Annotated in this window: 24 protein-coding genes and 1 tRNA gene; 15 read left to right on the forward strand and 10 right to left on the reverse strand. The window is 69.5% G+C overall.

All coding sequences use genetic code 11. From position 1 onward, the window contains the following. Positions 1-7: 7 nt before the first annotated feature. The 4 genes from sigM to trxA all read left to right on the forward strand — a co-directional run bounded on the left by sigM (position 8) and on the right by trxA (position 3,149). Positions 8-697, forward strand: coding sequence for an RNA polymerase sigma factor SigM (gene sigM / locus KHP12_RS26870; protein ID WP_037954618.1), 690 nt, complete (start codon positions 8-10; stop codon positions 695-697). After that, positions 694-1,674, forward strand: a complete 981-nt coding sequence (locus KHP12_RS26875; RefSeq protein WP_210609536.1) for an RsmA family anti-sigma factor — start codon at positions 694-696, stop codon at positions 1,672-1,674. The genes sigM and KHP12_RS26875 overlap by 4 nt, the downstream gene beginning before the upstream one ends. A 152-nt stretch (positions 1,675-1,826) precedes the next feature. Further along, positions 1,827-2,777: a thioredoxin-disulfide reductase gene (trxB, locus tag KHP12_RS26880; RefSeq protein ID WP_086884463.1), complete on the forward strand. Its 951-nt coding sequence runs from the start codon at positions 1,827-1,829 to the stop codon at positions 2,775-2,777. Positions 2,778-2,819: 42 nt separating this feature from the next. Continuing rightward, the gene (trxA, locus tag KHP12_RS26885; RefSeq protein ID WP_014061966.1) at positions 2,820-3,149 is read left to right on the forward strand and encodes a thioredoxin; all 330 of its coding nucleotides are present in this window, start codon (positions 2,820-2,822) and stop codon (positions 3,147-3,149) included. Positions 3,150-3,222: 73 nt separating this feature from the next. Here the strand turns inward: trxA and KHP12_RS26890 are convergent, their stop codons facing one another. The 9 genes from KHP12_RS26890 to rpmH form a co-directional block, all read right to left on the reverse strand. Beyond that, the gene (locus KHP12_RS26890; protein WP_037954609.1) at positions 3,223-3,840 is read right to left on the reverse strand and encodes a GNAT family N-acetyltransferase; all 618 of its coding nucleotides are present in this window, start codon (positions 3,838-3,840) and stop codon (positions 3,223-3,225) included. A 326-nt stretch (positions 3,841-4,166) separates the two neighbouring features. Further along, positions 4,167-5,318: a ParB/RepB/Spo0J family partition protein gene (locus KHP12_RS26895; protein ID WP_037954606.1), complete on the reverse strand. Its 1,152-nt coding sequence runs from the start codon at positions 5,316-5,318 to the stop codon at positions 4,167-4,169. Then, positions 5,315-6,400 (reverse strand): ParA family protein, encoded by a 1,086-nt coding sequence (locus KHP12_RS26900; protein WP_086883064.1) that lies wholly within the window; start codon positions 6,398-6,400, stop codon positions 5,315-5,317. Before KHP12_RS26900 ends, KHP12_RS26895 begins: the two co-directional genes overlap by 4 nt. A gap of 226 nt (positions 6,401-6,626) precedes the next feature. Beyond that, on the reverse strand, positions 6,627-7,340 hold the full coding sequence (gene rsmG / locus KHP12_RS26905) for a 16S rRNA (guanine(527)-N(7))-methyltransferase RsmG (RefSeq protein WP_037954600.1): 714 nt from the start codon (positions 7,338-7,340) through the stop codon (positions 6,627-6,629). A gap of 111 nt (positions 7,341-7,451) precedes the next feature. Continuing rightward, positions 7,452-7,961: a Jag family protein gene (locus KHP12_RS26910; RefSeq protein WP_020869968.1), complete on the reverse strand. Its 510-nt coding sequence runs from the start codon at positions 7,959-7,961 to the stop codon at positions 7,452-7,454. Between the two features lie 15 nt (positions 7,962-7,976). Further along, positions 7,977-9,119 (reverse strand): membrane protein insertase YidC, encoded by a 1,143-nt coding sequence (yidC, locus tag KHP12_RS26915; protein WP_086883065.1) that lies wholly within the window; start codon positions 9,117-9,119, stop codon positions 7,977-7,979. Between the two features lie 3 nt (positions 9,120-9,122). Continuing rightward, entirely contained in the window at positions 9,123-9,440 is a 318-nt protein-coding gene (gene yidD, locus KHP12_RS26920; protein ID WP_020869966.1) for a membrane protein insertion efficiency factor YidD, read from the reverse strand. Continuing rightward, the gene (gene rnpA, locus KHP12_RS26925) at positions 9,437-9,820 is read right to left on the reverse strand and encodes a ribonuclease P protein component (RefSeq protein WP_037954594.1); all 384 of its coding nucleotides are present in this window, start codon (positions 9,818-9,820) and stop codon (positions 9,437-9,439) included. Before rnpA ends, yidD begins: the two co-directional genes overlap by 4 nt. Before the next feature lie 24 nt (positions 9,821-9,844). Continuing rightward, the gene (gene rpmH, locus KHP12_RS26930; protein ID WP_003949374.1) at positions 9,845-9,982 is read right to left on the reverse strand and encodes a 50S ribosomal protein L34; all 138 of its coding nucleotides are present in this window, start codon (positions 9,980-9,982) and stop codon (positions 9,845-9,847) included. Positions 9,983-10,417: 435 nt separating this feature from the next. Between rpmH and dnaA the strand changes: the two genes are divergently transcribed. The 11 genes from dnaA (at position 10,418) to KHP12_RS26985 (ending at position 24,933) form a co-directional block, all read left to right on the forward strand. Further along, positions 10,418-12,298, forward strand: a complete 1,881-nt coding sequence (gene dnaA, locus KHP12_RS26935) for a chromosomal replication initiator protein DnaA (protein ID WP_037954591.1) — start codon at positions 10,418-10,420, stop codon at positions 12,296-12,298. A gap of 886 nt (positions 12,299-13,184) precedes the next feature. Beyond that, complete coding sequence (gene dnaN / locus KHP12_RS26940; RefSeq protein WP_086883066.1) at positions 13,185-14,315, forward strand: DNA polymerase III subunit beta; 1,131 nt, start codon at positions 13,185-13,187, stop codon at positions 14,313-14,315. 105 nt (positions 14,316-14,420) lie between these two features. Beyond that, positions 14,421-15,302, forward strand: coding sequence for a phosphogluconate dehydrogenase (NAD(+)-dependent, decarboxylating) (gene gnd / locus KHP12_RS26945; protein ID WP_086883067.1), 882 nt, complete (start codon positions 14,421-14,423; stop codon positions 15,300-15,302). 57 nt (positions 15,303-15,359) lie between these two features. Beyond that, entirely contained in the window at positions 15,360-16,502 is a 1,143-nt protein-coding gene (recF, locus tag KHP12_RS26950; RefSeq protein ID WP_086883068.1) for a DNA replication/repair protein RecF, read from the forward strand. Beyond that, positions 16,499-17,059: a DciA family protein gene (locus KHP12_RS26955; protein ID WP_086883069.1), complete on the forward strand. Its 561-nt coding sequence runs from the start codon at positions 16,499-16,501 to the stop codon at positions 17,057-17,059. Before recF ends, KHP12_RS26955 begins: the two co-directional genes overlap by 4 nt. Before the next feature lie 308 nt (positions 17,060-17,367). Further along, the gene (gene gyrB, locus KHP12_RS26960) at positions 17,368-19,398 is read left to right on the forward strand and encodes a DNA topoisomerase (ATP-hydrolyzing) subunit B (protein WP_086883070.1); all 2,031 of its coding nucleotides are present in this window, start codon (positions 17,368-17,370) and stop codon (positions 19,396-19,398) included. Positions 19,399-19,440: 42 nt separating this feature from the next. Continuing rightward, positions 19,441-22,065: a DNA gyrase subunit A gene (gene gyrA / locus KHP12_RS26965; RefSeq protein WP_086883071.1), complete on the forward strand. Its 2,625-nt coding sequence runs from the start codon at positions 19,441-19,443 to the stop codon at positions 22,063-22,065. Positions 22,066-22,068: 3 nt separating this feature from the next. Next, the gene (locus KHP12_RS26970) at positions 22,069-22,839 is read left to right on the forward strand and encodes a DUF3566 domain-containing protein (RefSeq protein ID WP_210609538.1); all 771 of its coding nucleotides are present in this window, start codon (positions 22,069-22,071) and stop codon (positions 22,837-22,839) included. Between the two features lie 62 nt (positions 22,840-22,901). Next, positions 22,902-22,975: transfer RNA gene (locus KHP12_RS26975), tRNA-Ile, on the forward strand. Between the two features lie 191 nt (positions 22,976-23,166). After that, positions 23,167-23,301: a DLW-39 family protein gene (locus KHP12_RS26980; RefSeq protein WP_003958712.1), complete on the forward strand. Its 135-nt coding sequence runs from the start codon at positions 23,167-23,169 to the stop codon at positions 23,299-23,301. Positions 23,302-23,577: 276 nt separating this feature from the next. Then, positions 23,578-24,933 carry a hypothetical protein gene (locus tag KHP12_RS26985; RefSeq protein WP_086886570.1) on the forward strand — a complete coding sequence of 452 codons (1,356 nt, stop codon included), beginning with the start codon at positions 23,578-23,580 and terminating at the stop codon, positions 24,931-24,933. A 36-nt stretch (positions 24,934-24,969) separates the two neighbouring features. Here KHP12_RS26985 and KHP12_RS26990 read toward each other — a convergent pair whose 3' ends face one another. Next, on the reverse strand, positions 24,970-26,688 hold the full coding sequence (locus KHP12_RS26990) for a serine/threonine-protein kinase (RefSeq protein ID WP_210609540.1): 1,719 nt from the start codon (positions 26,686-26,688) through the stop codon (positions 24,970-24,972). Between the last annotated feature and the right edge of the window lie 10 nt (positions 26,689-26,698).

The following is a 26,698-nucleotide window of genomic DNA, read 5'->3' on the forward strand; positions in this document are numbered from 1 at the left end:
CTCAACGTTGGACGACGCCACCATCGGCGGAGCGAGCGACGGCGAGCTCCTCGCCCGGCACGTCGACGGCGACCCGGACGCCTTCAGCGAGATAGTGCGGCGCCACCGCGACAGACTCTGGGCGGTGGCGCTGCGCACCCTCGGCGACCGCGAAGAAGCGGCCGACGCGGTCCAGGACGCGCTCGTCTCCGCCTATCGCGCCGCCCACACGTTCCGGGGCCAGTCCGCCGTGACCACGTGGCTGCACCGCATCACGGTCAACGCCTGTCTGGACCGGGCCCGCAAGGCCGCCTCCCGTCGCACCTCCCCCGTCGACGACACCGAGCGGCTCGAGCAACTCCTGGAACCCCATGAGTCGGCCGCCGCCCCCGCCGAGCGCGGTGATCTCCACCGCGAACTGCTCCAGGCGTTGCGCACCCTCCCTCCCGAGCAGCGCGCGGCCCTGGTGCTGGTCGATATGCAGGGCTACCCCGTCGCGGAGGCGGCGAAGGTCCTGGACGTTCCCACCGGCACCGTGAAGAGCCGCTGCGCCCGGGGCCGCGCACGACTGCTGCCACTCCTCTCACATCTCCACCCCAGTGGGAGGGGTAGCTCACCCTCGGGCATGGGAAGGAACCGGACGCAGGGGACGTCCGTCCCACCGACGGCAGGACCGAACGACACAGATGCCGTGAAGGGCGGAGGTGGGCGAGCGTGACATCCTCGACGGACACGGAAGAGCACCCTGAAGTCGCGGAGATCTCCGCACTCACCGAGGGGCTGCTCTCTCCGTCCCGCGCCGTCGATGTGCGCACTCACCTCGCGAGCTGCGTGCTGTGTACGGACGTATGGGAGTCCCTGGACGAGATCCGCTCCCTGCTCGGGACGCTCCCAGGACCGGTAGGGATGCCCGCCGATGTCGCGAGCCGCATCGACGCGGCGCTGGCCGCCGAAGCGCTTCTCGACGCGACCGCCCCCGAGCGCGTGGGCGATGTTTCACGTGAAACTCCGGATCCGGACGCCGCGCCCACGCCTGTTTCACGTGAAACGGCCGATGTCGCCTCCAGCGACCCCGACTCCGACACCGTGGAGCCCACGGCCAAGCCGTCCATCGCGGCGGACCGGCCCGCCGGGCGCCCGCGTGGGGCCACCGGGCCTGGACGAGGATCCACCGGGCCCAGCACCCGCCCCGGCCGCGCCCGCCGCTGGCGCAAGGCCGTCCTCGGCGGCGCATGCGCCGCCGCGGTGATCGGCATCGGATCCTTCTTCCTCCAGAGCGGCTCCTCCGGCGATCACAACGACAGCGACCCCCAGGCGCACGCCAGCCAGAGCGCCACCGGGAAGTCCACCCTCTCCTCGGGCACGCTCAAGGACCGCGTGCACGAACTGCTCGCCGACCGGAAGTCCACCGCGTCGAACGGCGTCACCGGGCAGGGCAACTCACCCGATGTGCCACTGCGCGCCGACGACGACCCTCAGGTGCCCTCCTGCGTACAGAGCGGCACCGGTCGCAAGGAGCCGGCTCTCGCGGCGCAGCAGGACACCTACGACGGTCAGAGCGCCTATATCGTCGTCCTCCCGCACCCCTCCGACAGCTCGCGCGTCGACGCCTTTGTGATCGACGCGTCCTGCGTCTCCGCGTCCCCGACGACTCCCGGGGAGCTCCTGGCGTCCCGGACCTACCCGCGGTACTGAGGCACTCCGCACACCGGGGCCCTGCCTGACAGCGCTCGGGAATGCCTGACCCGTAGGATCCGTTGGGTGGGGTGGCGGCGGAATTCCGGGGGGACCCGGAGCCGCTCGCCCAGTCAGCAGTCCGGCAGTCGGCAGAGACAAGGAAGACATCCGTGAGCGACGTCCGCAACGTGATCATCATCGGTTCCGGGCCCGCGGGCTATACGGCCGCGCTCTACACCGCCCGCGCTTCCTTGAAGCCGCTGGTCTTCGAAGGCTCCGTGACCGCGGGTGGTGCCCTGATGAACACCACCGATGTGGAGAACTTCCCGGGCTTCCGGGACGGGATCATGGGCCCCGACCTGATGGACAACATGCGGGCCCAGGCCGAGCGCTTCGGCGCCGAGCTCGTTCCGGACGACGTGACCGCGGTCGACCTCAGCGAGCAGATCAAGACCGTCACCGACTCCGCCGGTACGGTCCACCGGGCCAAGACCGTCATCGTGACCACCGGCTCTCAGCACCGCAAGCTGGGGCTGCCGCGCGAGGACGAGCTCTCCGGCCGCGGTGTCTCCTGGTGTGCCACCTGTGACGGGTTCTTCTTCAAGGACCAGGACATCGCCGTCATCGGCGGCGGTGACACGGCCCTGGAGGAGGCGACCTTCCTGTCGCGGTTCGCCAAGTCGGTCACGGTGGTCCACCGCCGGGACACCCTGCGCGCCAGCAAGGCGATGCAGGAGCGGGCCTTCGCCGACCCGAAGATCTCGTTCATCTGGGACAGCGTGGTCGAGGAGATCCACGGCGACGGCAAGCTTTCCGGCCTCACGATCCGCGACGTCAAGAAGAACGAGACCTCCGAGCTGCCGGTCACCGGACTGTTCATCGCGATCGGCCACGACCCGCGCACCGAGCTGTTCAAGGGCCAGCTGGGCCTGGACGACGACGGGTACCTGAAGGTGGACGCGCCCACCACCCGGACCAACCTGCCCGGTGTCTTCGCCGCCGGCGATGTCGTGGACCACATCTACCGTCAGGCGATCACCGCGGCCGGCACCGGTTGCTCGGCGGCACTGGACGCCGAGCGGTACCTCGCCTCGCTGGGCCAGGGCGACGCCACCGTCTGACTCCGCTTCCCACCTCTGCACCAACTCACTAAGGAGATAGCCATGGCCGGTGCCACGGTCACCGTGACGGACGCCGACTTCGAGGAGAAGGTCCTCAAGAGCGACAAGCCGGTACTCGTCGACTTCTGGGCCGCCTGGTGCGGTCCGTGCCGCCAGATCGCCCCCTCCCTGGAAGCCATCGCGGCCGAGCACCCCGACAAGATCGTCATCGCCAAGCTCAACATCGACGAGAACCCGGCGACGGCCGCCAAGTACGGCGTGATGTCCATCCCGACGCTCAACGTCTACCAGGGTGGCGAGGTCGCCAAGACCATCGTCGGCGCCAAGCCCAAGGCCGCCATCGAGCGCGACCTGGCCGACTTCATCGGCTGAGCACGCCACGCGTCGCCCTCATACACGAAGGGGCTGCCCATCGGGCAGCCCCTTCGTGTTTCACGTGGAACCGCTACAGCGGCCGAAGCGCGGGCTCCTTCTGGACGGCGCCGAGCAGCCGGTCCAGCGCCAGCTCGACATCCTCCTTCCAGGAGATCGTCGTCCTCAGCTCCAGCCTCAGCCGGGGGTAGCGCGGATGCGGCCGTACGGTCTTGAAGCCCACGGCCAGCAGATGATCGGCGGGCAGCACACACGCCGGTTCCTTCCAGGTGGCGTCCCCGAACGCCTCCACCGCCTTGAACCCCCGGCGGATCAGATCCTTGGCGACGGTCTGCACCATCACCCGGCCCAGCCCCTGCCCCTGGTATCCGGGCATCAGCCATGCCGTCATCAGCTGGACGGCATCCGCCGCGACCGGACTGGTCGGGAAGGCCGTGGAGCGCGGCACATACGCCGGAGGCGCGTACAGCACAAAGCCCACCGGGACCTCATCGACATAGACCACCCGGCCGCAGGAACCCCACTCCAGCAGCACGGCGGAGATCCATGCCTCTTTCTCCAGCTCCGGCCGGCCGGCCCTTACGGCTGCTTCGCCGCTGACCGGATCGAGCTCCCAGAAGACACAGGCGCGGCAGCGCTTGGGGATGTCCGGGAGGTTGTCCAGCGTGAGCGGTACGAGCCGACGCCCCATGAAGCCAGTCCTTCACTTCCGTGGCCAGCCGCGCCACGGGCGGCTGACAGCGCACTACGCTCCCTGAGCAGACTGCCGACGAAACCGCCGACAGCCCCCAGGCCCAATCCTGTGGCCAACAGTCCGGTGCGGCTCACCGATCGCATGGCCCTGCCCTCCACATGCGGCGCCTCCACATGGATCCGCCCTACCTGATCGCATCGTATCCGTGCCGAGATTGCACCGATACCGCCCTTGAGCAAACAGCGGGTCGCGTCCCGACCATGTCGGAACGCGACCCGCCCCGCGCTGCCCTGCCGTACGGCATGAACCGCACGGGCAGCGCCTCACTCGTCCTCGTCCTCCGCTCCGCCCTCGGATGAGAGCGGCTGCTCCAGCACCGGCCCCTCACCGGGGGCCAGCGAGCCGAGGATCCGCTCGAGATCCTCTATTGAGGCGAACTCGACGACGATCTTTCCCTTCTTCTGGCCGAGGTCGACCTTCACCCGCGTCTCGAACCGATCGGAGAGACGTGAGGCCAGATCCGTGAGCGCGGGGGACACCCTCGCACCCGCCCTCGGGCTCTTGGGCTTGGTCGTGCCGCCCGAGCGCGATCCCATCAGGGTGACGATCTCCTCCACCGCACGCACCGAGAGCCCCTCGGCGACGATGCGATGGGCCAGCCGGTCCTGCTCCTCCGGGTCGTCCACGGAGAGCAGCGCCCGGGCATGGCCCGCGGAGAGAACCCCGGCCGCCACCCTGCGCTGGACGGACGGGGAGAGCTTCAGCAGCCGCAGCGTATTGGAGACCTGCGGGCGCGAGCGCCCGATGCGGTCGGCCAGCTCGTCATGCGTGCAGTTGAAGTCCTTCAGCAGCTGGTCGTACGCCGCCGCCTCTTCCAGCGGGTTCAGCTGGGCCCGGTGGAGGTTCTCCAGCAGCGCGTCCAGGAGGAGTTTCTCGTCATCGGTGGCCCGGACGATCGCGGGGATCTTCTCCAGACCGGCCTCACGACAGGCCCGCCAGCGCCGCTCGCCCATGATGAGCTCATAGCGCTCCGACGCCAACTGCCGTACGACGACGGGCTGGAGGAGACCGACCTCCTGGATCGAGGTGACCAGTTCGGCCAGCGCGTCCTCGTCGAAGACCTCACGGGGCTGCCGCGGGTTGGGGGTGATGAAGTCCAGCGGCAGCTCGGCGAAGTGAGCCCCGGCCACCTCCTCCGGCATCTCCTCCGGGGCGACGGCCTCGGGCTCCTGCTCCCGCGGCGCGGGCTCGGTTTCCTGTGGAACGGTCTGCGTGGCCAGTCCGGTCACCTTGGCCGCCGCCACTCCGCGCTCCTGGGTGAGCACCGGGACCGCGGTCGGTGAGGTGGTGGCCCCGGTCGTCGTGACCGTTCCCGTTCCCGCCCCCGCCGAGGACGCGGCGTTGTCCGCCCCCTTCGGCGCGGGAGGGATCAGGGCACCGAGCCCACGGCCCAGTCCTCTGCGTCGCTCACTCACTGAATCCCCTCCTGCATGCTGCTGTGCTGGTCGTGCTGGCTGAGCTCGGGCAAGGCATGGGCGTGCTCTTCGTAGTGCACGCCGACACCTCTGAGGGCGATCTCGCGGGCCGCCTCCAGATAGGAGAGCGCCCCGCTTGACCCCGGGTCATAGGTGAGGACGGTCTGCCCATAACTGGGCGCCTCGGAGATGCGCACCGATCGGGGAATGCTCGTCCGGAGCACCTCACCGCCGAAGTGGCTCCGCACCTCGTCGGCGACCTGGGAGGCCAGCCGGGTGCGACCGTCGTACATGGTGAGAAGGATCGTCGAGACATGGAGCTTGGGGTTGAGATGGCCCCGCACCAGATCCACATTCCGCAGCAGCTGCCCCAGCCCCTCCAGCGCGTAGTACTCGCACTGGATCGGGATCAGCACTTCCGCGCCGGCCACCAGCGCATTGACCGTCAGCAGGCCCAGCGAGGGCGGGCAGTCGATGAGGATGTAGTCCAGCGGCTGCTCATACGCCTCGATGGCCCGCTCAAGTCGGCTCTCCCTGGCCACCAGGGAGACCAGCTCGATCTCGGCGCCGGCGAGATCGATCGTGGCCGGAGCACAGAAGAGTCCCTCCACATCCGGGACCGGCTGCACCACATCGGACAACGGCTTGCTGTCCACCAGCACGTCATAGATCGATGGAACCTCGGCATGGTGGTCGATCCCCAGCGCCGTCGAGGCATTGCCCTGTGGGTCGAGATCGATAACCAGCACGCGACCACCGTGCAGGGCGAGCGAGGCGGCCAGATTGACCGTGGTCGTGGTCTTCCCGACCCCGCCCTTCTGGTTGGCGACCACCATCACCCGGGTCTGCTCCGGCCGGGGCAGCCCCTCACCGGCGCGGCCCAGGGCTTCGACCGCCAGCTGAGCGGCGCGGCCGATAGGGGTGTCGTCCATCGGAGGCGGCGTTTCACGTGAAACATCCTCCCCCGGCGATTCGGTACGGGGGCCGGGGACCGGATCGGTCATCGGCCCCGCGATGTTGGCGTCGGACCGCAAGGATTCACTCTCCTCGACATCAGGCTCGCAATAAGCAGAGCCTGCCATGCTTTTGGGGTCGTGAACCAGCGAGGCCTGTTCTCCTGTGGATGAATCCACGTTGATACGGGGTCGGCGGTCGCGGGGCAAGGCCGCCGCGCGACCGCGACTGATGATTCCATGCAGCAGGGAGCGACGTTTCACGTGAAACACGATGCACGGGAGGCCTCGTCAATGGGTCACGACACTCCGGTATGTGTAGTTTTGCCAGCTTGTATGGAGCAATGCTCCTGATTCAGGGACGACGGCGCGGTGACCGGCGAGCCGCCTTGGCCCGCTTCGCCGCGAAGCGCACACCCCCGGGACTCTCCCCGACCTCGACCCGCACCACCGTGGACGGCGGGTCCACCACTCCCTCGCCGACATGCAGCACCGAGGTTCCCACCACGCCCAGCTTGCCCAGCGCGGCCCGGGCCTGCTTCAGCTCCTCCTCGGCGGTATCGCCCTTCAGCAGCAGCATCTCGCCGTACGGGCGCAGCAGCGGAACTCCCCAGCCGGCCAGCCGGTCCAGCGGGGCCACCGCCCGAGCCGTCACCACATGCATCGGGGTCAGCTTGCCGAGGACCTCCTCGGCCCGGCCACGCACCACCGTCACATGCTCCAGTCCCAGCAGCTCCACCACTTCCCGCAGAAAGTTGGTCCGCCGCAGCAGGGGCTCCAGCAGCGTGATCCGGAGATCGGGACGGGTCAGAGCGAGCGGGATACCGGGGAGCCCGGCGCCCGAGCCCACATCGCAGACGGTGACGCCCTCGGGCACCACTTCGGAGAGCACGGCACAGTTCAGCAGATGCCGCTCCCACAGCCGCGGCACCTCACGCGGGCCGATCAGCCCACGGGTCACGCCCACATCGGCCAGCAGCTCGCCGTAGCGGACAGCCTCCGGGAAACGGTCACCGAATACGTCCCTTGCCTCGGGGGGCGCCGGGGGGAGCTCCGCTGCTTCCGTCACGGGGACCGTCCTTCCGTACCGAACACTCTGCTGAACGATGATGTAAGGCTGACAAGATTCGGCCCCGTCTGCGTGCAGACGGGGCCGTGTGGATCACGAGGCGGAACCGCTTCAGACCGGAAGCACGACCACGCAGCGCTGGGGCTCCTCGCCCTCGGACTCGCTGCGCAGACCGGCAGCGGCCACCGCGTCGTGCACCACCTTCCGCTCGAAGGGCGTCATCGCCTTGAGCTTCACCGGCTGCCCGGTGCCCTTCGCCTCCTCGGCCGCCTTGGTGCCCAGCTCGGTGAGCTCGGCACGCTTACGGGCCCGGTATCCGGCGATGTCGAGCATCAGCCGACTGCGGTCGCCGGTCTCCCGGTGCACCGCGAGGCGGGTCAGCTCCTGAAGGGCCTCCAGCACCTCGCCATCGCGGCCGACCAGCTTCTGGAGATCACGGCTGGTCGAGTCGCTGATGATCGACACCGCTGCGCGATCGGCCTCGACGTCCATGTCGATGTCGCCGTCGAGGTCCGCGATGTCCAGCAGCCCCTCGAGGTAGTCGGCCGCGATCTCCCCTTCCTGCTCAAGGCGGGTCAGGGTGTCGACACCCTCGGCTGCCGGGGTGGTGCCTTCCGTCACGGATGGACTCCTTCGTTACTTCTTGGACGGGTGCTTGGGGCGCTGCTGGCCCTTGCGCTGGCCGGACTTCGAGCCACGGGAGGACCCGGAAGCCGAGCCGCCGCCGGCCGGCTTGCCGCCCTGCGCGCCCTTCTTCTGCGCCGGGCCCTGCTTCTCGGCGGGCTTGTCCTCGGTGGACTTCTCCAAGGAGGCCGAGGAGGCCGGCTGCGAGCTGGCCCTGCTGTGGCCGGTCGTGGAGCGCTGCGCCTTGGTCTGGCGCTTGGGCTGCTGACGGTTGGCACGCGCCGTCTCGGCCGCCTCCTTCGCGGCGACCTCGGCCGGCTCCTCCTTCAGCTTGCCGCTGGCCCGCAGCCGCTCCTGACGGGCCTTGAAGGCCACACTGCCCGGGGTCGGGTTCCGGCGGATGACGAACATCTGCTGGCCCATGGTCCAGACGTTGGTGGTCAGCCAGTAGACGAGGACACCGACGGGGAAGTTGATGCCGAAGACGGCGAACATGATCGGGAAGACGTACATCAGCATCTTCTGCTGCTGCATGAACGGCGTCTTCACCGTGAGGTCGACGTTCTTGGTCATCAGCTGGCGCTGGGTGAAGAACTGCGAGGCCGACATCAGGACGATCATGGTGATCGTCACGATGCGGACGTCGGTCAGCGAGGCGCCGAGGGATTCGACCTTCGAGGCCGAGTCCATGAACTTCACCGACAGCGGAGCGCCGAAGATGTGGGCGTTACGGGCGCTGTCCAGCAGCGACTGGTCGATGACACCGACCGTCCTGTTGTTCGCGATGTGGTTGAGCACCTGGTACAGCGAGATGAAGAACGGCGACTGCGCGAGGATCGGCAGACAGCTCGAGAGCGGGTTGGTACCCGTCTCCTTGTAGAGCTTCATCATCTCTTCGGACTGGCGCTGCTTGTCGCTCTTGTAGCGCTCCTGGATCGCCTTCATCCTGGGCTGGAGCGCCTGCATGTTCCGCGTCGACTTGATCTGCTTCACGAACAGCGGGATCAGGCAGATCCGGATCAGCACCACCAGCGAAACGATGGACAGACCCCACGCCCAGCCACTGTCCCGATCGAAGATCAAGCTGTAGAACGAGTGGAACTGGACGATGATCCAGGAAACTACGTCATAAAGAGGACCGAGGATCGTGTCCACGAATCAGGCTCCTTGGGCTTTGGGCTGGGTCTCGGGCTGTGCGGCAGGCTCCACAGCCGGATGCCCGCCGAGACGGTTCCGCAGCCGCTGGTGCCACACCGGACGCTTCCGGGGCGGGACGTGGTCGACGCCACCGAGTGACCATGGGTTGCAGCGCAGGATGCGCCAGGCCGTCAGCGCCGTTCCTTTTACCGCGCCGTGCCGGTTGATGGCCGTATAGCCATAGTGCGAGCACGACGGGTAGTACTTGCAGACCGGTCCCAGCATCGGGCTGATGGTCCACTGGTACAGCTTGATCAACCACAGCAGCGGGTACTTCATCGCGGCACCCCTCCCAGTAGCCGCTGCACTGCCGTGTCGAGATCGCGGGCCAGCTGGTCGTGACCCGCCTCACCCGCGCCGGGCAGCGCCCGTACGACCACAAGGCTACCTGCGGGAAATCGGTCGATGCGGTCCCGCATCAGATGGCGCAGTCTCCGCTTCACCAGATTGCGGACGACGGCGCCGCCGATCGCCTTGCTTACGACGAAACCCGCACGCGCCGGAGGAGCACTCTCCCCGGATGCGTGCGGGTCCGTATCACCGCTGGTGAGGCCGGTACGAAGATGCACGACAAGGAGCGGGCGCCCGGCCCTGCGTCCTCGGCGTACCGCGGCCGCGAAGTCCTCGCGCCGCCTCAGCCGATGTTCGGTAGGCAGCACGTCATGGACCTTGGGTCAGGCTGCTCAGGCCGACAGGCGGGCGCGACCCTTGCCACGGCGGGACGCGAGGATCGCGCGGCCGGCACGGGTGCGCATCCGCAGCCGGAAGCCGTGGGTCTTCGCGCGACGACGGTTGTTCGGCTGGAAGGTGCGCTTGCTCACTCGGGGGCTCCAGAAATGAATCGGATGGTGGAGGTCTATCGCTTGGCTGTCACCGTGCGCCCACGAGTAGCTCGCAATACGCCCGAGTGCACCGCTTCACGACCACGGGTCATCAGCCCGTGAATCCTTGCCCATCGGAGGCAGGCGGCAGCAGCCATCGACAACTCGACCTGGTTACGGTACGCGCGGTTACGCCATCCGGTCAAACCGGTGGCCGACACCCTGACAGCGCGCTGTCCACCACAGCCTAGGGGCAAGGGAACGCCCGGCGACATCGCATGGCACATTTGTACACACCCTGTGGACAACGACTTGAACCGCGCACCCCGGCCTGACTACCGTGGCTGAGCTCCGATTCCTTCACGCCCGTCCCGAGACCACGCATTCGTAGGACCTGTCGGCGTCCCCCACCCAGCGAGTGAGAGAGCGTGCCCTGTGGCTGACGTACCCGCCGATCTTGCCGCAGTGTGGCCACGAGTGCTCGAGCGGCTGCTGGGAGAGGGCTCCGGGCAGGGCGGACAAGGCGTCGAGGCCAAGGACGAGCACTGGATCAAGCGGTGCCAGCCCCTCGCGCTGGTCGCCGACACCGCACTGCTCGCCGTCCCCAATGAATTCGCCAAGGGCGTACTGGAGGGCCGGCTGGCCCCCGTCGTCAGCGAGACGCTGAGCCGGGAGTGCGGCCGCCCGATCCGCATCGCGATCACCGTGGACGAGTCCGCCGGCGAACCGATCGTCCCCCCGCAGCCCCAGCGCGAGCAGCGCGAGTCCTACGAGAGCTACGACGGCCGGGACGGCTATGGCCGCCAGGCGCCGGACGATCTTCCGTCGGCCCGCCCCGCGTACCCCGGGTATCAGCAGTCGCGCCCCGAGCCGGGCGCCTGGCCGCGGGGCCGTGACGACTACGGCTGGCAGCAGCCCCGGCTCGGCGGCTTCCCCGAGAGCGACCCGTACGCCTCCCAGCGTGCCTCCTCCGGCTATGACCAGCAGCCCGGTTATGACCAGCAGCCCGGCTACGACCAGCAGCCGTACGAGCAGCCGCGCGGCGACTACCGCGGCCCGGGTGCCGAGCGCCCCGGGCCGGGCCACGGCCACGGTCACGGCGGCGGTCCCGGTGGCATCCCCGGCCCCGGGGCGAGCCCCGAGCGCCCGCCGTACGAGCAGCGCCACGATCTGCCCGACCCGCTCGAGCGCGCCCGCGGCGGACCGCCCGTGCTGCCCTCGCAGACCGGCGCCCCCGGCCCGCTCGCCGCCCAGCCCGCGCCCGCGTCCGGCCCCGGTGAGCCGACCGCGCGGCTGAACCCCAAGTACCTCTTCGACACCTTCGTCATCGGTGCGTCCAACCGCTTCGCGCACGCCGCGGCGGTCGCCGTCGCCGAGGCCCCGGCCAAGGCGTACAACCCGCTGTTCATCTACGGCGAGTCCGGCCTCGGCAAGACCCACCTGCTGCATGCCATCGGGCACTACGCGCGCAGCCTCTACCCCGGCACCCGGGTGCGCTATGTGAGCTCGGAGGAGTTCACCAACGAGTTCATCAACTCCATCCGCGACGGCAAGGCGGACGCGTTCCGCAAGCGCTACCGCGACATGGACATCCTGCTGGTCGACGACATCCAGTTCCTGGCGAGCAAGGAGTCGACGCAGGAGGAGTTCTTCCACACCTTCAATACGCTCCACAACGCCAACAAACAGATCGTGCTCTCCTCCGACCGGCCGCCCAAGCAGCTGGTCACCCTGGAGGACCGGCTCCGCAACCGCTTCGAGTGGGGCCTGATCACCGATGTGCAGCCGCCGGAGCTGGAGACGCGCATCGCGATCCTCCGCAAGAAGGCGGTGCAGGAGCAGCTGAACGCGCCGCCGGAGGTGCTGGAGTTCATCGCCTCGCGGATCTCCCGCAACATCCGTGAGCTGGAGGGCGCGCTGATCAGAGTGACGGCCTTCGCGAGCCTGAACCGGCAGCCGGTGGACCTCGGACTCACCGAGATCGTGCTGAAGGATCTGATCCCCGGCGGCGAGGACGCGGCCCCGGAGATCACCGCCACCGCGATCATGGCCGCGACCGCCGACTACTTCGGGCACACGGTCGACGATCTGTGCGGCGCCTCCCGCAGCCGGGTGCTGGTCACCGCGCGGCAGATCGCGATGTACCTCTGCCGGGAGCTGACCGATCTCTCGCTGCCCAAGATCGGCGCGCAGTTCGGCGGCCGCGACCATACGACGGTGATGCACGCCGACCGCAAGATCAGGGCGCTGATGGCCGAGCGGCGCTCCATCTACAACCAGGTGACCGAGCTGACCAACCGCATCAAGAACGGCTGAGAGGGGCCCTCAGGGCCACCGCGAACCGCTGAAGGGCGCTCCGGGACGGACATCTCCCGGGGCGCCCTTCGCCGTCTCCGCTCGTCACATCGCCTCGTCACATCGCCTCGTCACAGCGCCGTCCCTCGTCGTTCACCGCTACGAAGCTGTTCGATTCCCTGCCCGGCCGACCCGGTTCTCCACAGATCCACAGCTCATCCACCGTCCACACCCTGGGGACATGGGAGTTGTCCCGATCGCGTCCACAGGGCGTCCGGTGGAAAGGGGATCTCCCGAGGTCAGCCGGTTGTGGAATTGTGGCTAACGGGAGTCCACAGACTGTGGACGATCGAGCTGCCCACAGGCCGCGCGTCAGCTTGTCCACCGACAACCCACAGCCGAAGGCCCGTTGCCCACAGCTTCTCCACACCGCTGTCCACTGTTCGGCAACGAAACGGCCACGGTCACCAGGCCGAGTGAAAGGCGTCACACCGAAGAGGCGGGTTGGGCTGTGGGGAAGGTGGGTAAAACTGGGGACGGCGCTGGGGAGAACCGGGCGATGTCTGTGCATCGCATGTGCAGAACTCTTCGGCGTCCACAGAAAGCCCTGGTTGTCCACCGCCTCCACCCACAGGCCCGGTGGACAAAAAATCGCCTCTGACCAGGGCCGATCGAGTTTTCCACGGTTTCCACAGGGCCTACTACTACGACCACATAGAGATAGCGAGGAAACCGCTTCGAAGTGGGGCCTGTGCACAACCTCGGGCCGAGCCGCCCGACACCCCGCACACCGACTTGACCCCGAGCCGCACCGACTGTCGGCGGCGTGCGTCAGACTGGTCTCCGGCAACACAGCCGACGACGAAGGCCAGCAGGGCGAGCCAGCAACAGCAGGAGGCGGCTTACGGTGAAGATCCGGGTGGAGCGCGATGTACTCGCGGAGGCAGTGGCCTGGACGGCCCGCAGCCTCCCGGCCCGACCGCCGGTGCCCGTCCTCGCGGGGATCCTGATGAAGGCGGAGGAAGGCGCGCTCAGCCTCTCCGGCTTCGACTACGAGGTCTCGGCCCGCGTTTCGGTGGAGGCCGACATCGAGGACGACGGCACCGTCCTCGTCTCCGGCCGCCTCCTCGCCGACATCTGCCGGGCCCTTCCCAACCGCCCTGTGGAGATCTCCAGCGACGGCGTGCGGGTGACCGTGGTCTGCGGCTCCTCGCGATTCACACTCCACACCCTGCCTGTGGAGGAGTACCCGGCACTGCCGCAGATGCCGACCGCGACCGGCACCGTCCCCGGTGAGGTCTTCGCCTCCGCCGCGGCCCAGGTCGCCATCGCCGCCGGCCGTGACGACACCCTGCCGGTGCTCACGGGTGTGCGGATCGAGATCGAGGGTGACACCGTCACGCTGGCCTCCACCGACCGCTACCGCTTCGCGGTCCGCGAGTTCCTGTGGAAGCCCGAGACCCCCGACATCTCCGCCGTCGCGCTGGTGCCCGCCAAGACGCTCCTCGACACCGCCAAGTCGCTGACCAGCGGTGACACCGTCGCGCTCGCGCTCTCCGGCTCGGGCGCCGGCGAGGGCCTGATCGGCTTCGAGGGCGCCGGGCGCCGTACCACCACCCGGCTGCTCGAGGGCGACCTGCCGAAGTACCGCACGCTCTTCCCCACCGAGTTCAACTCGGTCGCGGTGATCGAGACCGCCCCGTTCGTCGAGGCCGTCAAGCGTGTGGCCCTGGTCGCCGAGCGCAACACCCCGGTGCGGCTCAGCTTCGAGCAGGGCGTGCTGATCCTGGAGGCCGGATCCAGCGACGACGCACAGGCTGTGGAAAGGGTGGACGCCCAGCTCGACGGCGACGACATCTCGATCGCCTTCAACCCGACGTTCCTGCTGGACGGCCTCAGCGCGATCGACTCGCCGGTCGCCCAGCTGTCCTTCACCACCTCGACCAAGCCCGCCCTGCTGAGTGGCAAGCCCGCCATGGACGCCGAGGCGGACGAGGCGTACAAGTACCTGATCATGCCGGTCCGACTGAGTGGCTGAAACCCGAGCGAATGAGCAGGTGTAGCCCACATCTGTGCGGCTACCCGGCGGCGTAGGCTCGGATTCACCGCGAAACGCAACGGACTACGGCACAAAGGATCACTGATGGAGCTCGGTCTCATCGGCCTCGGCAAGATGGGCGGCAACATGCGCGAGCGCATCCGCCGCGCAGGCCACACCGTCATCGGATACGACCGCAACCCGGACGTCGCCGATGTTCACAGCATCGATGAGCTCGTCAACAGCCTCAAGGGCCCGCGAGTGGTGTGGGTCATGGTCCCGGCGGGCGTCCCCACCCAGATCACCATCGACGAGCTGGCCGAGCTGCTGTCGCCCGGCGACATCGTCGTGGACGGCGGGAACTCCCGCTGGACCGACGACGAGAAGCACGCCGAGCAGCTCAACGCCAAGGGCATAGGCTTCGTCGACTGCGGTGTATCCGGCGGTGTCTGGGGCCTGGAGAACGGCTACGCGCTGATGTACGGCGGCGCCGCCGACCATGTGGCCCAGGTCCAGCCGATCTTCGACGCGCTCAAGCCCGAGGGCGAGGTCGGCGCCGTCCACGCCGGCAAGGTCGGCGCGGGCCACTTCGCCAAGATGGTCCACAACGGCATTGAGTACGCGATGATGCAGGCGTACGCGGAGGGCTGGGAGCTGCTGGAGAAGGTGGACTCGGTCACCGACGTCCGCGAGGTCTTCCGCTCCTGGCAGGAGGGCACGGTCATCCGCTCCTGGCTGCTGGACCTGGCGGTCCGCGCCCTGGACGAGGACGAGCACCTGGGCAAGCTGCGGGGCTACGCGGAGGACTCCGGTGAGGGCCGCTGGACCGTGGAGGCCGCGATCGACAACGCCGTGCCGCTGCCCGCGATCACCGCGTCGCTCTTCGCCCGCTTCGCCTCCCGCCAGGAGGACTCGCCGCAGATGAAGATGGTCGCCGCGCTGCGCAATCAGTTCGGTGGCCACGCGGTCGAGAGCAACGAGAAGTAACCACCCCTCGGGGTCGGAAGCAAGCAGTACTGCCGGGGGAGGTCGGCGCAGCCCACTATGCACGTCACGCATCTCTCGCTCGCCGACTTCCGCTCGTACGTCCGGGCCGAGGTGGCGCTCGACCCGGGCGTCACGGCCTTCGTCGGGCCCAACGGCCAGGGCAAGACCAATCTCGTCGAGGCCGTCGGCTATCTCGCCACCCTCGGCAGCCACCGGGTCTCCTCCGACGCCCCGCTGGTGCGCATGGGCGCGGAGCGGGCCGTGGTCCGGGCCGCGGTCGTCCAGGGGGACCGGCAGCAGCTGATCGAGCTCGAGCTCAACCCGGGCAGGGCCAACCGCGCCCGTATCAATCGATCGTCGCAGGTCAAACCGCGTGATGTGCTGGGGATCCTGCGGTCGGTGCTGTTCGCGCCCGAGGACCTGGCCCTGGTCAAGGGCGATCCGGGCGAGCGCCGCCGGTTCATGGACGAGCTGATCACCGCGCGGGCGCCCCGGATGGCGGGGGTCCGCTCCGACTACGACCGGGTGCTGAAGCAGCGCAACACCCTGCTGAAGACCGCCGCCCTGGCCCGGCGCCACGGTTCGCGCGGCGGGGGCGGCGACACGGCGCTGTCCACCCTCGACGTCTGGGACCAGCATCTGGCCCGGGCCGGTGCCGAGTTGCTCGTCCAGCGGCTCGATCTGATCTCCGTGCTCCAGCCGCTCGCCGACAAGGCGTACGAGCAGCTCGCCCCCGGCGGCGGCCCGGTGCTGCTGGAGTACCGCGGCTCGGCCGGTGAGGGGCTGGCCGACGCGGGCAGCCGCGAGGAGCTGTACGAGCTGCTGATGGCCGCCCTCACCGAGGCCCGTAAGCAGGAGATCGAGCGGGGGGTCACGCTGGTGGGCCCGCACCGCGACGACCTGGTGCTCAAGCTGGGCCGGCTCCCGGCGAAGGGCTACGCCAGCCATGGCGAGTCCTGGTCGTACGCCCTCGCCCTGCGGCTGGCCTCCTACGATCTGCTGCGCACCGAGGCGGGCGAGCCGGTGCTGGTGCTCGACGACGTCTTCGCGGAGCTGGACGAGCGGCGCCGGGAGCGGCTGGCCGAGCTGGTCGCCCCCGGGGAGCAGGTGCTGGTGACCGCGGCGGTGGAGGACGACGTCCCGCATGTGCTGGCCGGTACGCGCTTTGCGGTGTCCGAGGGCGAGGTGCGGCGCGCATGACGGACGGGATGGACCAGCCCGCGCGGCCCTCGGCGGCGTCCGGGCCTTCGCCGGTGCCCGAGCCCTCGGGGGTCGATCTCGCGCGGGTGGCGCTGCGCGCCGCCAAGGAGCAGGCGCGCGCCCGGGGAGCCGCGGCCCAGCAGAAGAAGCAGGCGCGCAGAGGGGGCCTGCGCTCCGGCGCGCGCGCCGATGGCCGCGATCCGCTTCCACTCGGTGCGGCGATCAACCGGCTGATCACCGAGCGTGGCTGGGAGACCCCGGCCGCGGTCGGCGGGGTGATGGGCCGCTGGCCCCAGATGGTGGGCCCCGAGGTGGCCCAGCACTGCGAGCCCCAGCGCTATGACGAGGACGCCCGGGTGCTCACGGTGCGCTGTGACTCCACGGCGTGGGCGACCCAGCTGCGGCTGCTCGCGCCCCAGCTCGTGGCCCGGCTCAACGCCGATCTGGGCCAGGGCACGGTGAAGCTGATCAAGGTTCTGGGCCCCGGCGGCCCACCCCGGCGCTATGGCTCGCTGCGCTCCCCGGGCTCCACGGGCCCGGGGGACACCTACGGCTGACCGGCGCTTGAGCCCTCGTGTTAACCGGGGGTAACAGGGTGACTGCTGAGACCCCGGTCACGGTAGCCGGTGGTTGACAGTCCGAAGCGCTGGGTGGCGGTGTGAGCCTCTTGGAGCCCGTCCCCGCATATGGGGAGTCGGTGGCGGCCGGTTCAGGGCGGCACATGCGGACTCAGGCGGCAGCAAGCCCCCATTCTTGTCGGCGCTACCGGTAGACTGGGGCCGTACACCGTCGCCGCTGGCGCACCGAGCGCTTGCGGACACATGTTGAACGACGCCAGCCGCTCCCGCCTGCCCGGAGACGGCTTGTGCTGTGCCAGAAAGGGCGCTTCGTGGCCGATTCCGGCAACCCCATCGAAAACATCCCGTCCACGCCCGACGGCGAGGCCCTGGCCCCGCCGTCGTACGACGCCAGTGCGATCACCGTACTGGAGGGGCTGGAGGCGGTCCGCAAGCGACCCGGTATGTACATCGGTTCCACCGGTGAGCGCGGCCTGCACCACCTCGTCCAGGAGGTCGTCGACAACTCCGTCGACGAGGCCATGGCCGGTCACGCGGACACCATCGAGGTCACGATCCTCGCCGACGGCGGCGTCCGCGTCGTGGACAACGGCCGCGGCATCCCCGTGGGCATCGTCCCCTCGGAGGGGAAGCCGGCCGTGGAGGTCGTGCTGACCGTGCTGCACGCGGGCGGCAAGTTCGGCGGCGGCGGCTATGCCGTCTCCGGCGGTCTGCACGGCGTCGGCGTCTCCGTCGTCAACGCCCTGTCGTCGAAGGTGTCGGTCGAGGTCAAGACGGACGGTTACCGCTGGACCCAGGATTACAAGACGGGAGCGCCGACCGCGCCCCTGGCCCGGAACGAGGCCACGGAGGAGACCGGCACCACGGTCACCTTCTGGGCGGACCCGGACGTCTTCGAGACCACCGAGTACTCCTTCGAGACGCTGGCCCGGCGCTTCCAGGAGATGGCGTTCCTCAACAAGGGCCTGTCGATCTCGCTGACGGACGAGCGCGCGGCCCATGTGGACGAGGAGGGCAAGCCGCTCTCCGTGAAGTACCACTACGAGGGCGGCATCGTCGACTTCGTCACCTACCTCAACTCCCGCAAGGGCGAGCTGGTCCACCCCACGGTGATCGGCTTCGAGGCCGAGGACAAGGAGCGGATGCTCTCCCTCGAGATCGCGATGCAGTGGAACGCGCAGTACACCGAGGGTGTCTACAGCTTCGCGAACACCATCCACACCCATGAGGGCGGCACCCACGAGGAGGGCTTCCGCGCCGCGCTGACGTACCTGATCAACAAGTACGCGCGCGACAAGAAGCTGCTCCGGGAGCGCGACGACAACCTCACCGGTGAGGACATCCGCGAGGGTCTGACCGCGATCATCTCGGTCAAGCTGGGTGAGCCCCAGTTCGAGGGCCAGACCAAGACCAAGCTGGGCAACACGGAGGCCAAGACCTTCGTCCAGAAGATCGTCAACGAGCATCTCGCCGACTGGCTGGACCGCAACCCCAACGAGGCGGCGGACATCGTCCGCAAGGGCATCCAGGCGGCCACGGCCCGCGTCGCGGCCCGTAAGGCGCGCGATCTGACCCGTCGCAAGGGGCTGCTGGAGACCGCTTCGCTGCCGGGCAAGCTGAGCGACTGCCAGTCCAACGACCCGGCGAAGTGCGAGATCTTCATCGTCGAGGGTGACTCCGCCGGCGGCTCGGCCAAGTCCGGCCGTAACCCGCAGTATCAGGCGATCCTCCCGATCCGAGGCAAGATCCTCAACGTCGAGAAGGCCCGGGTCGACAAGATCCTCCAGAACAACGAGGTCCAGGCGCTGATCTCCGCCTTCGGCACCGGGGTGCACGAGGACTTCGACATCGCCAAGCTCCGCTATCACAAGATCATCCTGATGGCGGACGCCGATGTCGACGGTCAGCACATCAACACCCTGCTGCTGACCTTCCTCTTCCGTTTTATGCGCCCGCTGGTCGAGGCGGGGCATGTCTTCCTGTCCCGTCCGCCCCTCTACAAGATCAAGTGGGGCCGGGACGAGGTCGAGTACGCGTACTCGGACCGGGAGCGGGACGCGCTGATCCAGGCCGGCCGGGAGCAGGGCAAGCGCATCAGGGACGACTCGGTCCAGCGCTTCAAGGGTCTGGGCGAGATGAACGCCGAAGAGCTGCGGGTGACCACGATGGACCAGGACCACCGCGTCCTGGGCCAGGTCACGCTGGACGACGCGGCCCAGGCCGACGACCTGTTCTCGGTCCTCATGGGTGAGGACGTCGAGGCACGGCGCTCGTTCATCCAGCGCAACGCCAAGGATGTCCGCTTCCTCGACATCTGAGTCGGCCCCCAGCCGCAGACGACAGAAGGACTTTGACCAGCAATGGCCGACGAGAACACCCCGAACACGCCCGACGATCTGACCCCCGACGAGCTCGCCGAAGGCGCCGCCCTCCGCGTCGAGCCGGTCGGCCTCGAGACGGAGATGCAGCGCTCGTACCTCGATTACGCGATGAGCGTGATCGTCAGCCGTGCGCTGCCCGACGTCCGGGACGGCCTCAAGCCGGTGCACCGCCGGGTGCTGTACGCGATGTACGACGGCGGGTACCGCCCCGAGAAGGGCTTCTACAAGTGCGCCCGCGTCGTCGGCGACGTCATGGGCACCTACCACCCGCACGGCGACTCGTCGATCTACGACGCGCTGGTGCGACTGGCCCAGTCGTGGTCCATGCGGATGCCGCTGGTCGACTCCAACGGCAACTTCGGCTCCCCGGGCAACGACCCCGCGGCGGCCATGCGGTACACCGAGTGCAAGATGGCACCGCTGTCGATGGAGATGCTCCGGGACATCGACGAGGAGACCGTCGACTTCCAGGACAACTACGACGGCCGTAACCAGGAGCCGACGGTTCTGCCGGCCCGCTTCCCCAACCTGCTGATCAACGGCTCGGCGGGGATCGCGGTCGGCATGGCCACCAACATCCCGCCGCACAATCTGCGCGAGGTGGCCGAGGGCGCCCAGTGGGCCCTGGCCAACCCCGAGGCCACCCAGGAAGAGCTGCTCGACGCCCTGATCGACCGGATCAAGGGCCCGGACTTCCCGACCGGGGCGCTGGTCGTCGGCCGTAAGGGCATCGAGGAGGCGTACCGCACCGGGCGCGGCTCGATCACCATGCGCGCGGTGGTGGAGGTCGAGGAGATCCAGGGCCGGCAGTGCCTGGTGGTCACCGAGCTGCCGTACCAGGTGAACCCGGACAACCTCGCGCAGAAGATCGCCGACCTGGTGAAGGACGGCAAGGTCGGCGGCATCGCCGACGTCCGTGACGAGACCTCCTCGCGCACCGGCCAGCGCCTGGTCATCGTGCTCAAGCGGGACGCGGTCGCCAAGGTCGTCATCAACAACCTCTACAAGCACACCGATCTACAGACCAACTTCGGCGCCAACATGCTGGCCCTGGTCGACGGTGTGCCGCGCACCCTCTCCCTGGACGCGTTCATCCGCAACTGGGTCACCCACCAGGTCGAGGTCATCGTCCGGCGGACCCGCTTCCGGCTGCGCAAGGCCGAGGAGCGGGCGCACATCCTGCGCGGTCTGCTCAAGGCCCTGGACGCGATCGACGAGGTCATCGCGCTGATCCGGCGCAGCGACACGGTGGAGATCGCGCGCGAGGGCCTGATGGGCCTGCTGGAGATCGACGAGATCCAGGCGAACGCGATCCTGGAGATGCAGCTGCGGCGGCTGGCCGCCCTGGAGCGTCAGAAGATCGTCCAGGAGCACGACGAGCTTCAGGCGAAGATCAACGAGTACAACGCGATCCTGGCCTCGCCCGAGCGACAGCGGCAGATCATCAGCGAGGAGCTGACCGCGATCGTCGAGAAGTTCGGCGACGACCGGCGCACCAAGCTGGTGCCCTTCGACGGCGACATGTCCATCGAGGACCTGATCGCCGAGGAGGACATCGTCGTCACGATCACGCGTGGCGGCTATGTGAAGCGCACCAAGACCGAGGACTACCGCTCGCAGAAGCGCGGCGGCAAGGGCGTGCGCGGGACGAAGCTGAAGCAGGACGACATCGTCTCCCACTTCTTCGTCTCGACCACCCACCACTGGCTGCTGTTCTTCACCAACAAGGGCCGGGTCTACCGGGCGAAGGCGTACGAGCTCCCGGACGCGGGACGGGACGCGCGCGGCCAGCATGTGGCGAATCTGCTGGCCTTCCAGCCCGATGAGAAGATCGCGCGGATTCTCGCCATCCGGGACTACGAGGCGGTGCCGTATCTGGTGCTGGCCACCAAGTCCGGCCTGGTCAAGAAGACGCCGCTGAAGGACTACGACTCGCCCCGGTCGGGCGGTGTGATCGCGATCAACCTCCGGGAGATGGAGGACGGCCGCGAGGACGAGCTGATCGGTGCCGAGCTGGTCTCCTCCGCGGACGATCTGCTGCTGATCAGCAGGAAGGCCCAGTCGATCCGGTTCACCGCGACCGACGAGTCGCTGCGGCCGATGGGCCGCGCGACCTCCGGTGTGAAGGGCATGAGCTTCCGCGAGGGCGACGAACTCCTCTCGATGAATGTCGTCCGGCCCGGTACGTTCGTGTTCACCGCCACCGACGGCGGGTACGCGAAGCGGACCAATGTCGATGAGTACCGCGTCCAGGGGCGCGGTGGTCTCGGTATCAAGGCGGCGAAGATCGTCGAGGACCGTGGTTCCCTGGTCGGGGCGCTGGTGGTCGAGGAGACCGATGAGATCCTCGCCATCACGCTCAGCGGTGGCGTGATCCGCACCCGGGTCAATGAGGTCAGGGAGACGGGCCGTGACACCATGGGCGTCCAACTGATCAACCTGGGCAAGCGCGATGCCGTCGTCGGCGTCGCCCGGAACGCCGAGGCCGGTCGTGAGGCTGAAGAGGTCGAGGAAGAAACCGCGGCCATGAACGCGCCAGCCGAGGAGGCCGAGTCCGAGGCGGCCGAGGGCACAGCGCCCCCGGCCGACGAGACCGAGGAGTAAGTCGTGAGTGGAGCCACGGGTGCCGCGGGCGGCGGTGCGGACGCCGGAGGGCGTCCGGGATCAGGAGCCCCGACGGGCGGCCACACCGCTGGGGACGGCGCCCGTGGCCCGGCCGGGGACTCCGCCGCCGCGGCGGTGACCGAGACCCGGAAGCTGCGGCCGCAGCGCGATCCGCACCCCAAGCCCCAGTACTCCAGCCCGCTCCCCAACGAGCGTCCCGCCCCCGCCCAGCCCGCGCAGCCGTACCACCCGCCGCAGGCATACGCCCCGCCGCCCGGCGGCGGGGCCGGGCGGGACGGCTCGGTGCCGGGGCAGTCGGCCCAGACCGCCCAGACGGGGCACCAGCAGGCCGCCACGGCCGTCCGCCGCCCCCGTACGTCCGCGGGGGCCCGTCCGGCGCCGCGGACCCGCAAGGCACGGCTGCGGGTCGCCAGGGTCGACCCGTGGTCGGTCATGAAGGTCAGCTTCCTGCTGGCGATCGCGCTGGGGATCTGCACGGTGATCGCGGTGGCGGTGCTGTGGATGGTCATGGACGCCATGGGCGTCTTCAGCGCGGTGGGCGGCACCATCAGTGACGCCACGGAGTCGCAGAAGGGCAGCGGGTTCGACCTGGAGTCCTTCCTGTCGCTTCCGCGTGTCCTGGGGTTCACCGGGATCATCGCCGTGATCAATGTGGTGCTGGCGACCGCGCTGGCCACGCTCGGGGCCTTCATCTACAACCTGTCGGCGGGCTTCGTGGGCGGCGTCGAGCTGACCCTGGCCGAGGACGAGTAGCGGCCCGGCCGTTACCGATTTTGGGACAGGGCAGGTGGTGCGCTAATCTTTCGGTGCAGCGCGGGGCTATAGCTCAGACGGTTAGAGCGCTTCCCTGATAAGGAAGAGGCCACAGGTTCAAGTCCTGTTAGCCCCACCGTCGCGATCAGCCTGGATGGAGATCTTCTCCGTCCAGGCTGATGTCGTATGGGGGCAGGGAGTTGATCCCCGCTTCCTTCCCGGTTTCTCATCGGCCAATGCCGGTCATAGGTCACCGATCGGTATCGGTCGGTGTGTATCATCAGGCGCCAGAGGTCCCCTACGTCAAGAAAGAGACGAGGTAGCGCGGTGAAGAAGCTGCTCCTGGTCGCACTGGCCGCCATCGGCGGGCTCCTCGTGTACCGCCAGATCCAGGCGGATCGCGCCGAGCAGGATCTGTGGACGGAGGCGACCGACTCCGTGCCCGCAGGTTCGGGTGTGTGAGCTCCTCCTACAGTCCCAGTACGGGGCCCCGGCCGCTGGAGCGGTCGGGGCCCCGTCGGCTTTACTGGCGCAGTGGCGCAGTGGCGCAGTGGCGCAGTGGCGGGCGAGCGGCGGGGGCGGCGGGGGACGGGATGACGGGGGGCCTTCGTGTTTCACTCTCGCAAATGAATAGCTTGCACAGGCAAAGTTGAGCGGGTCGGCCGGGCCGGGGCGAACGAGCCGGCCAAGCCGGGGTTGAGCGGGCCGAGCGGCCGGTACGACGAGGAGTGACGCGCGATGAAGGACCGTCGCAAGGTCAGGGCCGGTCTCGCCGCGGCGGCGGCGCTGTGCGCGGTGGCCGCGGCACCGGGCACGTCCCTCGCCGACGGCGCCGCCGGGGCCCGGGCGTACGAGACCCGCGGCACCCGGATATCCGGCTCCGACGGTGACGCGGGCGCCCCTTCCCTGGCGGCCGGCCGCACCTATGTCGACAGTGTCGGGCCGGGCGAGAAGCGGTACTACGGCGTGACGCTCGACACGAAGTCAGCAGCCTATGTCTCGGCGGTCGCGGCACCTCGGCCGGGCGCGGAGGTGACCTCGTACCGCGATGGCGTGAAGGTGACCCTGGAGAGCCCCGACGGGGGCATCTGCGGCACCGCATCCCCGAAGATCGAGACGACCGGCGTGGCCTATCCCCTGGCCGACTACGCCTCCCGCCAGATCGATTCCGGCCCGGCCTCCTGCCACCAGGCGGGGCGCTATGTGGTGACGGTGGAGCGCGAGGACGGGTCACCGGACCCGGAGCGCTGGCCCGTGGAACTCCGGCTGATGGTGGAGCCACCGGTGAAGGGCGGGGCCACGGGGGCGGTCCCGGAGGGGAGTTCGAGCTCGCCGTCGCCCGAGCCGCTGGACGGCACTCCGCTGCCGAGGCGTGGCGGGCGCGGCTTCAGCGACGCGCCAACCCTGGGGACCGGGGTGTGGAGGGACGAGATCACGCCGGGGGAGACGCACTTCTACCGGGTGCCCGTGGACTGGGGGCAGCGCCTCTCCGCCGTCGCCGAACTGTCCGCCGGCGGCAAGGACCAGAGCACCCGTCTGCTCGACCGCGCCCTGGCGCTGCACGCCTACAACCCGGCGCGCGGGCTCGCGAAGCGTGGCACCCTCGCCGCGCAGGACGGTGAGTCGCCCCGCACCCAGGTGGCCACCGCGCCGGTGGCCTACGGAAACCGGTATGCGAACACCGGCTCCACGGTTCGCGCGATGAGCTTCAGCGGTGGGTACTTCCTGGCAGTCACCCTCAACCCGCCGCAGGTGGAACCCCATCTGAACAGCTCGGTGCCGGTCGTGCTGCGGGTACGGGTCGCGGGCGACACGCGCGGCGGGCCCACCTACGACAAGGACCCGGTCAAGGCGGGGTTCGGCCTCACGGCGGCCGACCGGCGGGCGGCCAAGCGGCATCCGGTCGCGGCGGACGGCGACCGGATGGGGAGTTCCGGCTCCGGCGCCGCCGACTCGAAGGACGCGCTGCGGGTGGTGGGTTACGCGGGGATCGGCACCGGGACGGCGCTGGTGCTGGGGCTCGGGGTGTGGACGCTCACCGCCCGGCGGCGGGCCTCGGCGCAACAGCGGTACGGGCCGCCGCCTGCTTGGTAGCCGGGGGCCGCCTCGTGGCTGTGGCCTGGGGCGGGGTCAGCCCGCTGCCACCAGGGCCCATGCGCCGATGGCGAAGCACAGCGCCGCCACGATCAGGATCGAGAGCGTCGCTTTCCTGGACGGTCCGGGGCGCCGCCGTGCCGTGGAGGGAACCCGCGGCCGCTCCGCGGTGTATGGACGAGTAGAAGGAAAGTCACGCGGGAGCGGCGTGGGTGTCGGGGTCGGAGTCGGCGTGGGTGTCGGCGTTGGCGTCGGCGTGTGTGCCGCGTTCGGAGCGGGAGCGGGAGCGGGGGTGGGCGTATGCGGGTGCGGATGCTGCACCGGCTGTACGGGGTGTGGGGGCTGCTGTTGTGCGTGGTGCGGGTGGTGCACGGGCGGCTGTGGAGCCGGTGGGATCGGGGCCGCCGTCGAAGGGGTCGGCGGGGCCAGCGGGTGGGGTATCGACGGCCGCTGGACCGGCGGGGGCGGAGTCGCGGGCTGGGCGGTCGGCGGCGGGGGCGTCGGCGTCGGTGGGCCCGCGGGCTGGGGCGGTGGGGTCTGGTGGTGCGGTGGGGTCCGGTTCGGGGGCGTCTGGGCGTGCGGGGGTTCGGGGTGCCGGACTTCGGCGGGCGGGGCGCCCGAGGACGGAGTCCCAGGAGCCCCGGGGGCCTCGGTATGCGGTGTGTGCGACTGGTCGTTCCGGGGGAGCGGCGGCGGGAGGGTGAAGCTGCCGGTGTCGGACATGGACGGCCGTGGGGCGGCCGGCTGCTGAAGTGCGGCCGCGTCGGGGCCGGGGGCCGCCTCGTCGGCGGGGCCCGAGTCGGCGGCGGACTGGGGCCGGGACGGCGCCGCGCCGTTGTCCCGGGGCGGGTCGGCCTTGGCGTGGCGGCGGCGCGGCCGGGTGGGGCCTTCGGGGCCGAATCCGGTGGGCAGCGGGCCGAGTTGGTCGAAGACCTCGATGGCATCGTCGTCCAGGTCGGCCTCGGGCAGCAGGTCGACCGCGGTAGCCAGTGCCTTCCGCGCGCCCGTGGCGGTGCGGAAGCGGTTCTCGGGGTCCGGTTGCAGCAGCCCCGCGATCACCTGCCACAGCGGTTCGGGCACCCCGGTGGGCGCGTTCGGCACCCCCTGCTCGAAGAGCTTGACGAGCGCCTCCCCGTCCGGCTTGTGCCCGGTGATCAGATAGAGCGCCACCAGTCCGACGGCGAAGAGGTCCGCCGGGAAGTCGGGGTCGTCGCCCATCATCTGCTCGGGCGCGAAGTAGCCGGGCGTGCCCATCACATAGTTGGCCTCGGTGAGGCGCGGTTCGCCCTTGGTCAGCGCGATGCCGAAGTCGGAGAGCCGGACGTGCGGCCGCCCGGTCCCGGTGGATTCCAGCAGGATGTTCGCGGGTTTGATGTCCCGGTGCACCACGCCCTCGGCGTGCACCGCGGCCAGTCCGGAGAGCAGCTGGTCGATCAGGGTGCACACATAACGGGGCGGCAGCGGGCCGTAGTCCCCGATGAGATGGGCGAACGAGCCGCCGCCCACCAAGTCCATGGTGAACAGCACCTTGTCGTCGTCGGCCGCCCAGCTGGCCGGTGCCAGCACATGGGGGTGATCGATCCGCAGGGCCTGTTCCCGGACGAAGCGCAGCAGCGTATGGGCGTCGCGTTGCTGGAGCACCTTCGCTGCCACGTACCGTCGGCGGCGGTGGTCCCAGACGCGCCATACCGCGCCCACGCCCCCGCGCCCGATCGGGTCCACCAGCTCGTACCGGCCCGCGAAGATCTCACCCATCGCGCCGTGC

This window comes from Streptomyces asiaticus (genome assembly GCF_018138715.1).
Lineage (GTDB): Bacteria > Actinomycetota > Actinomycetes > Streptomycetales > Streptomycetaceae > Streptomyces > Streptomyces asiaticus.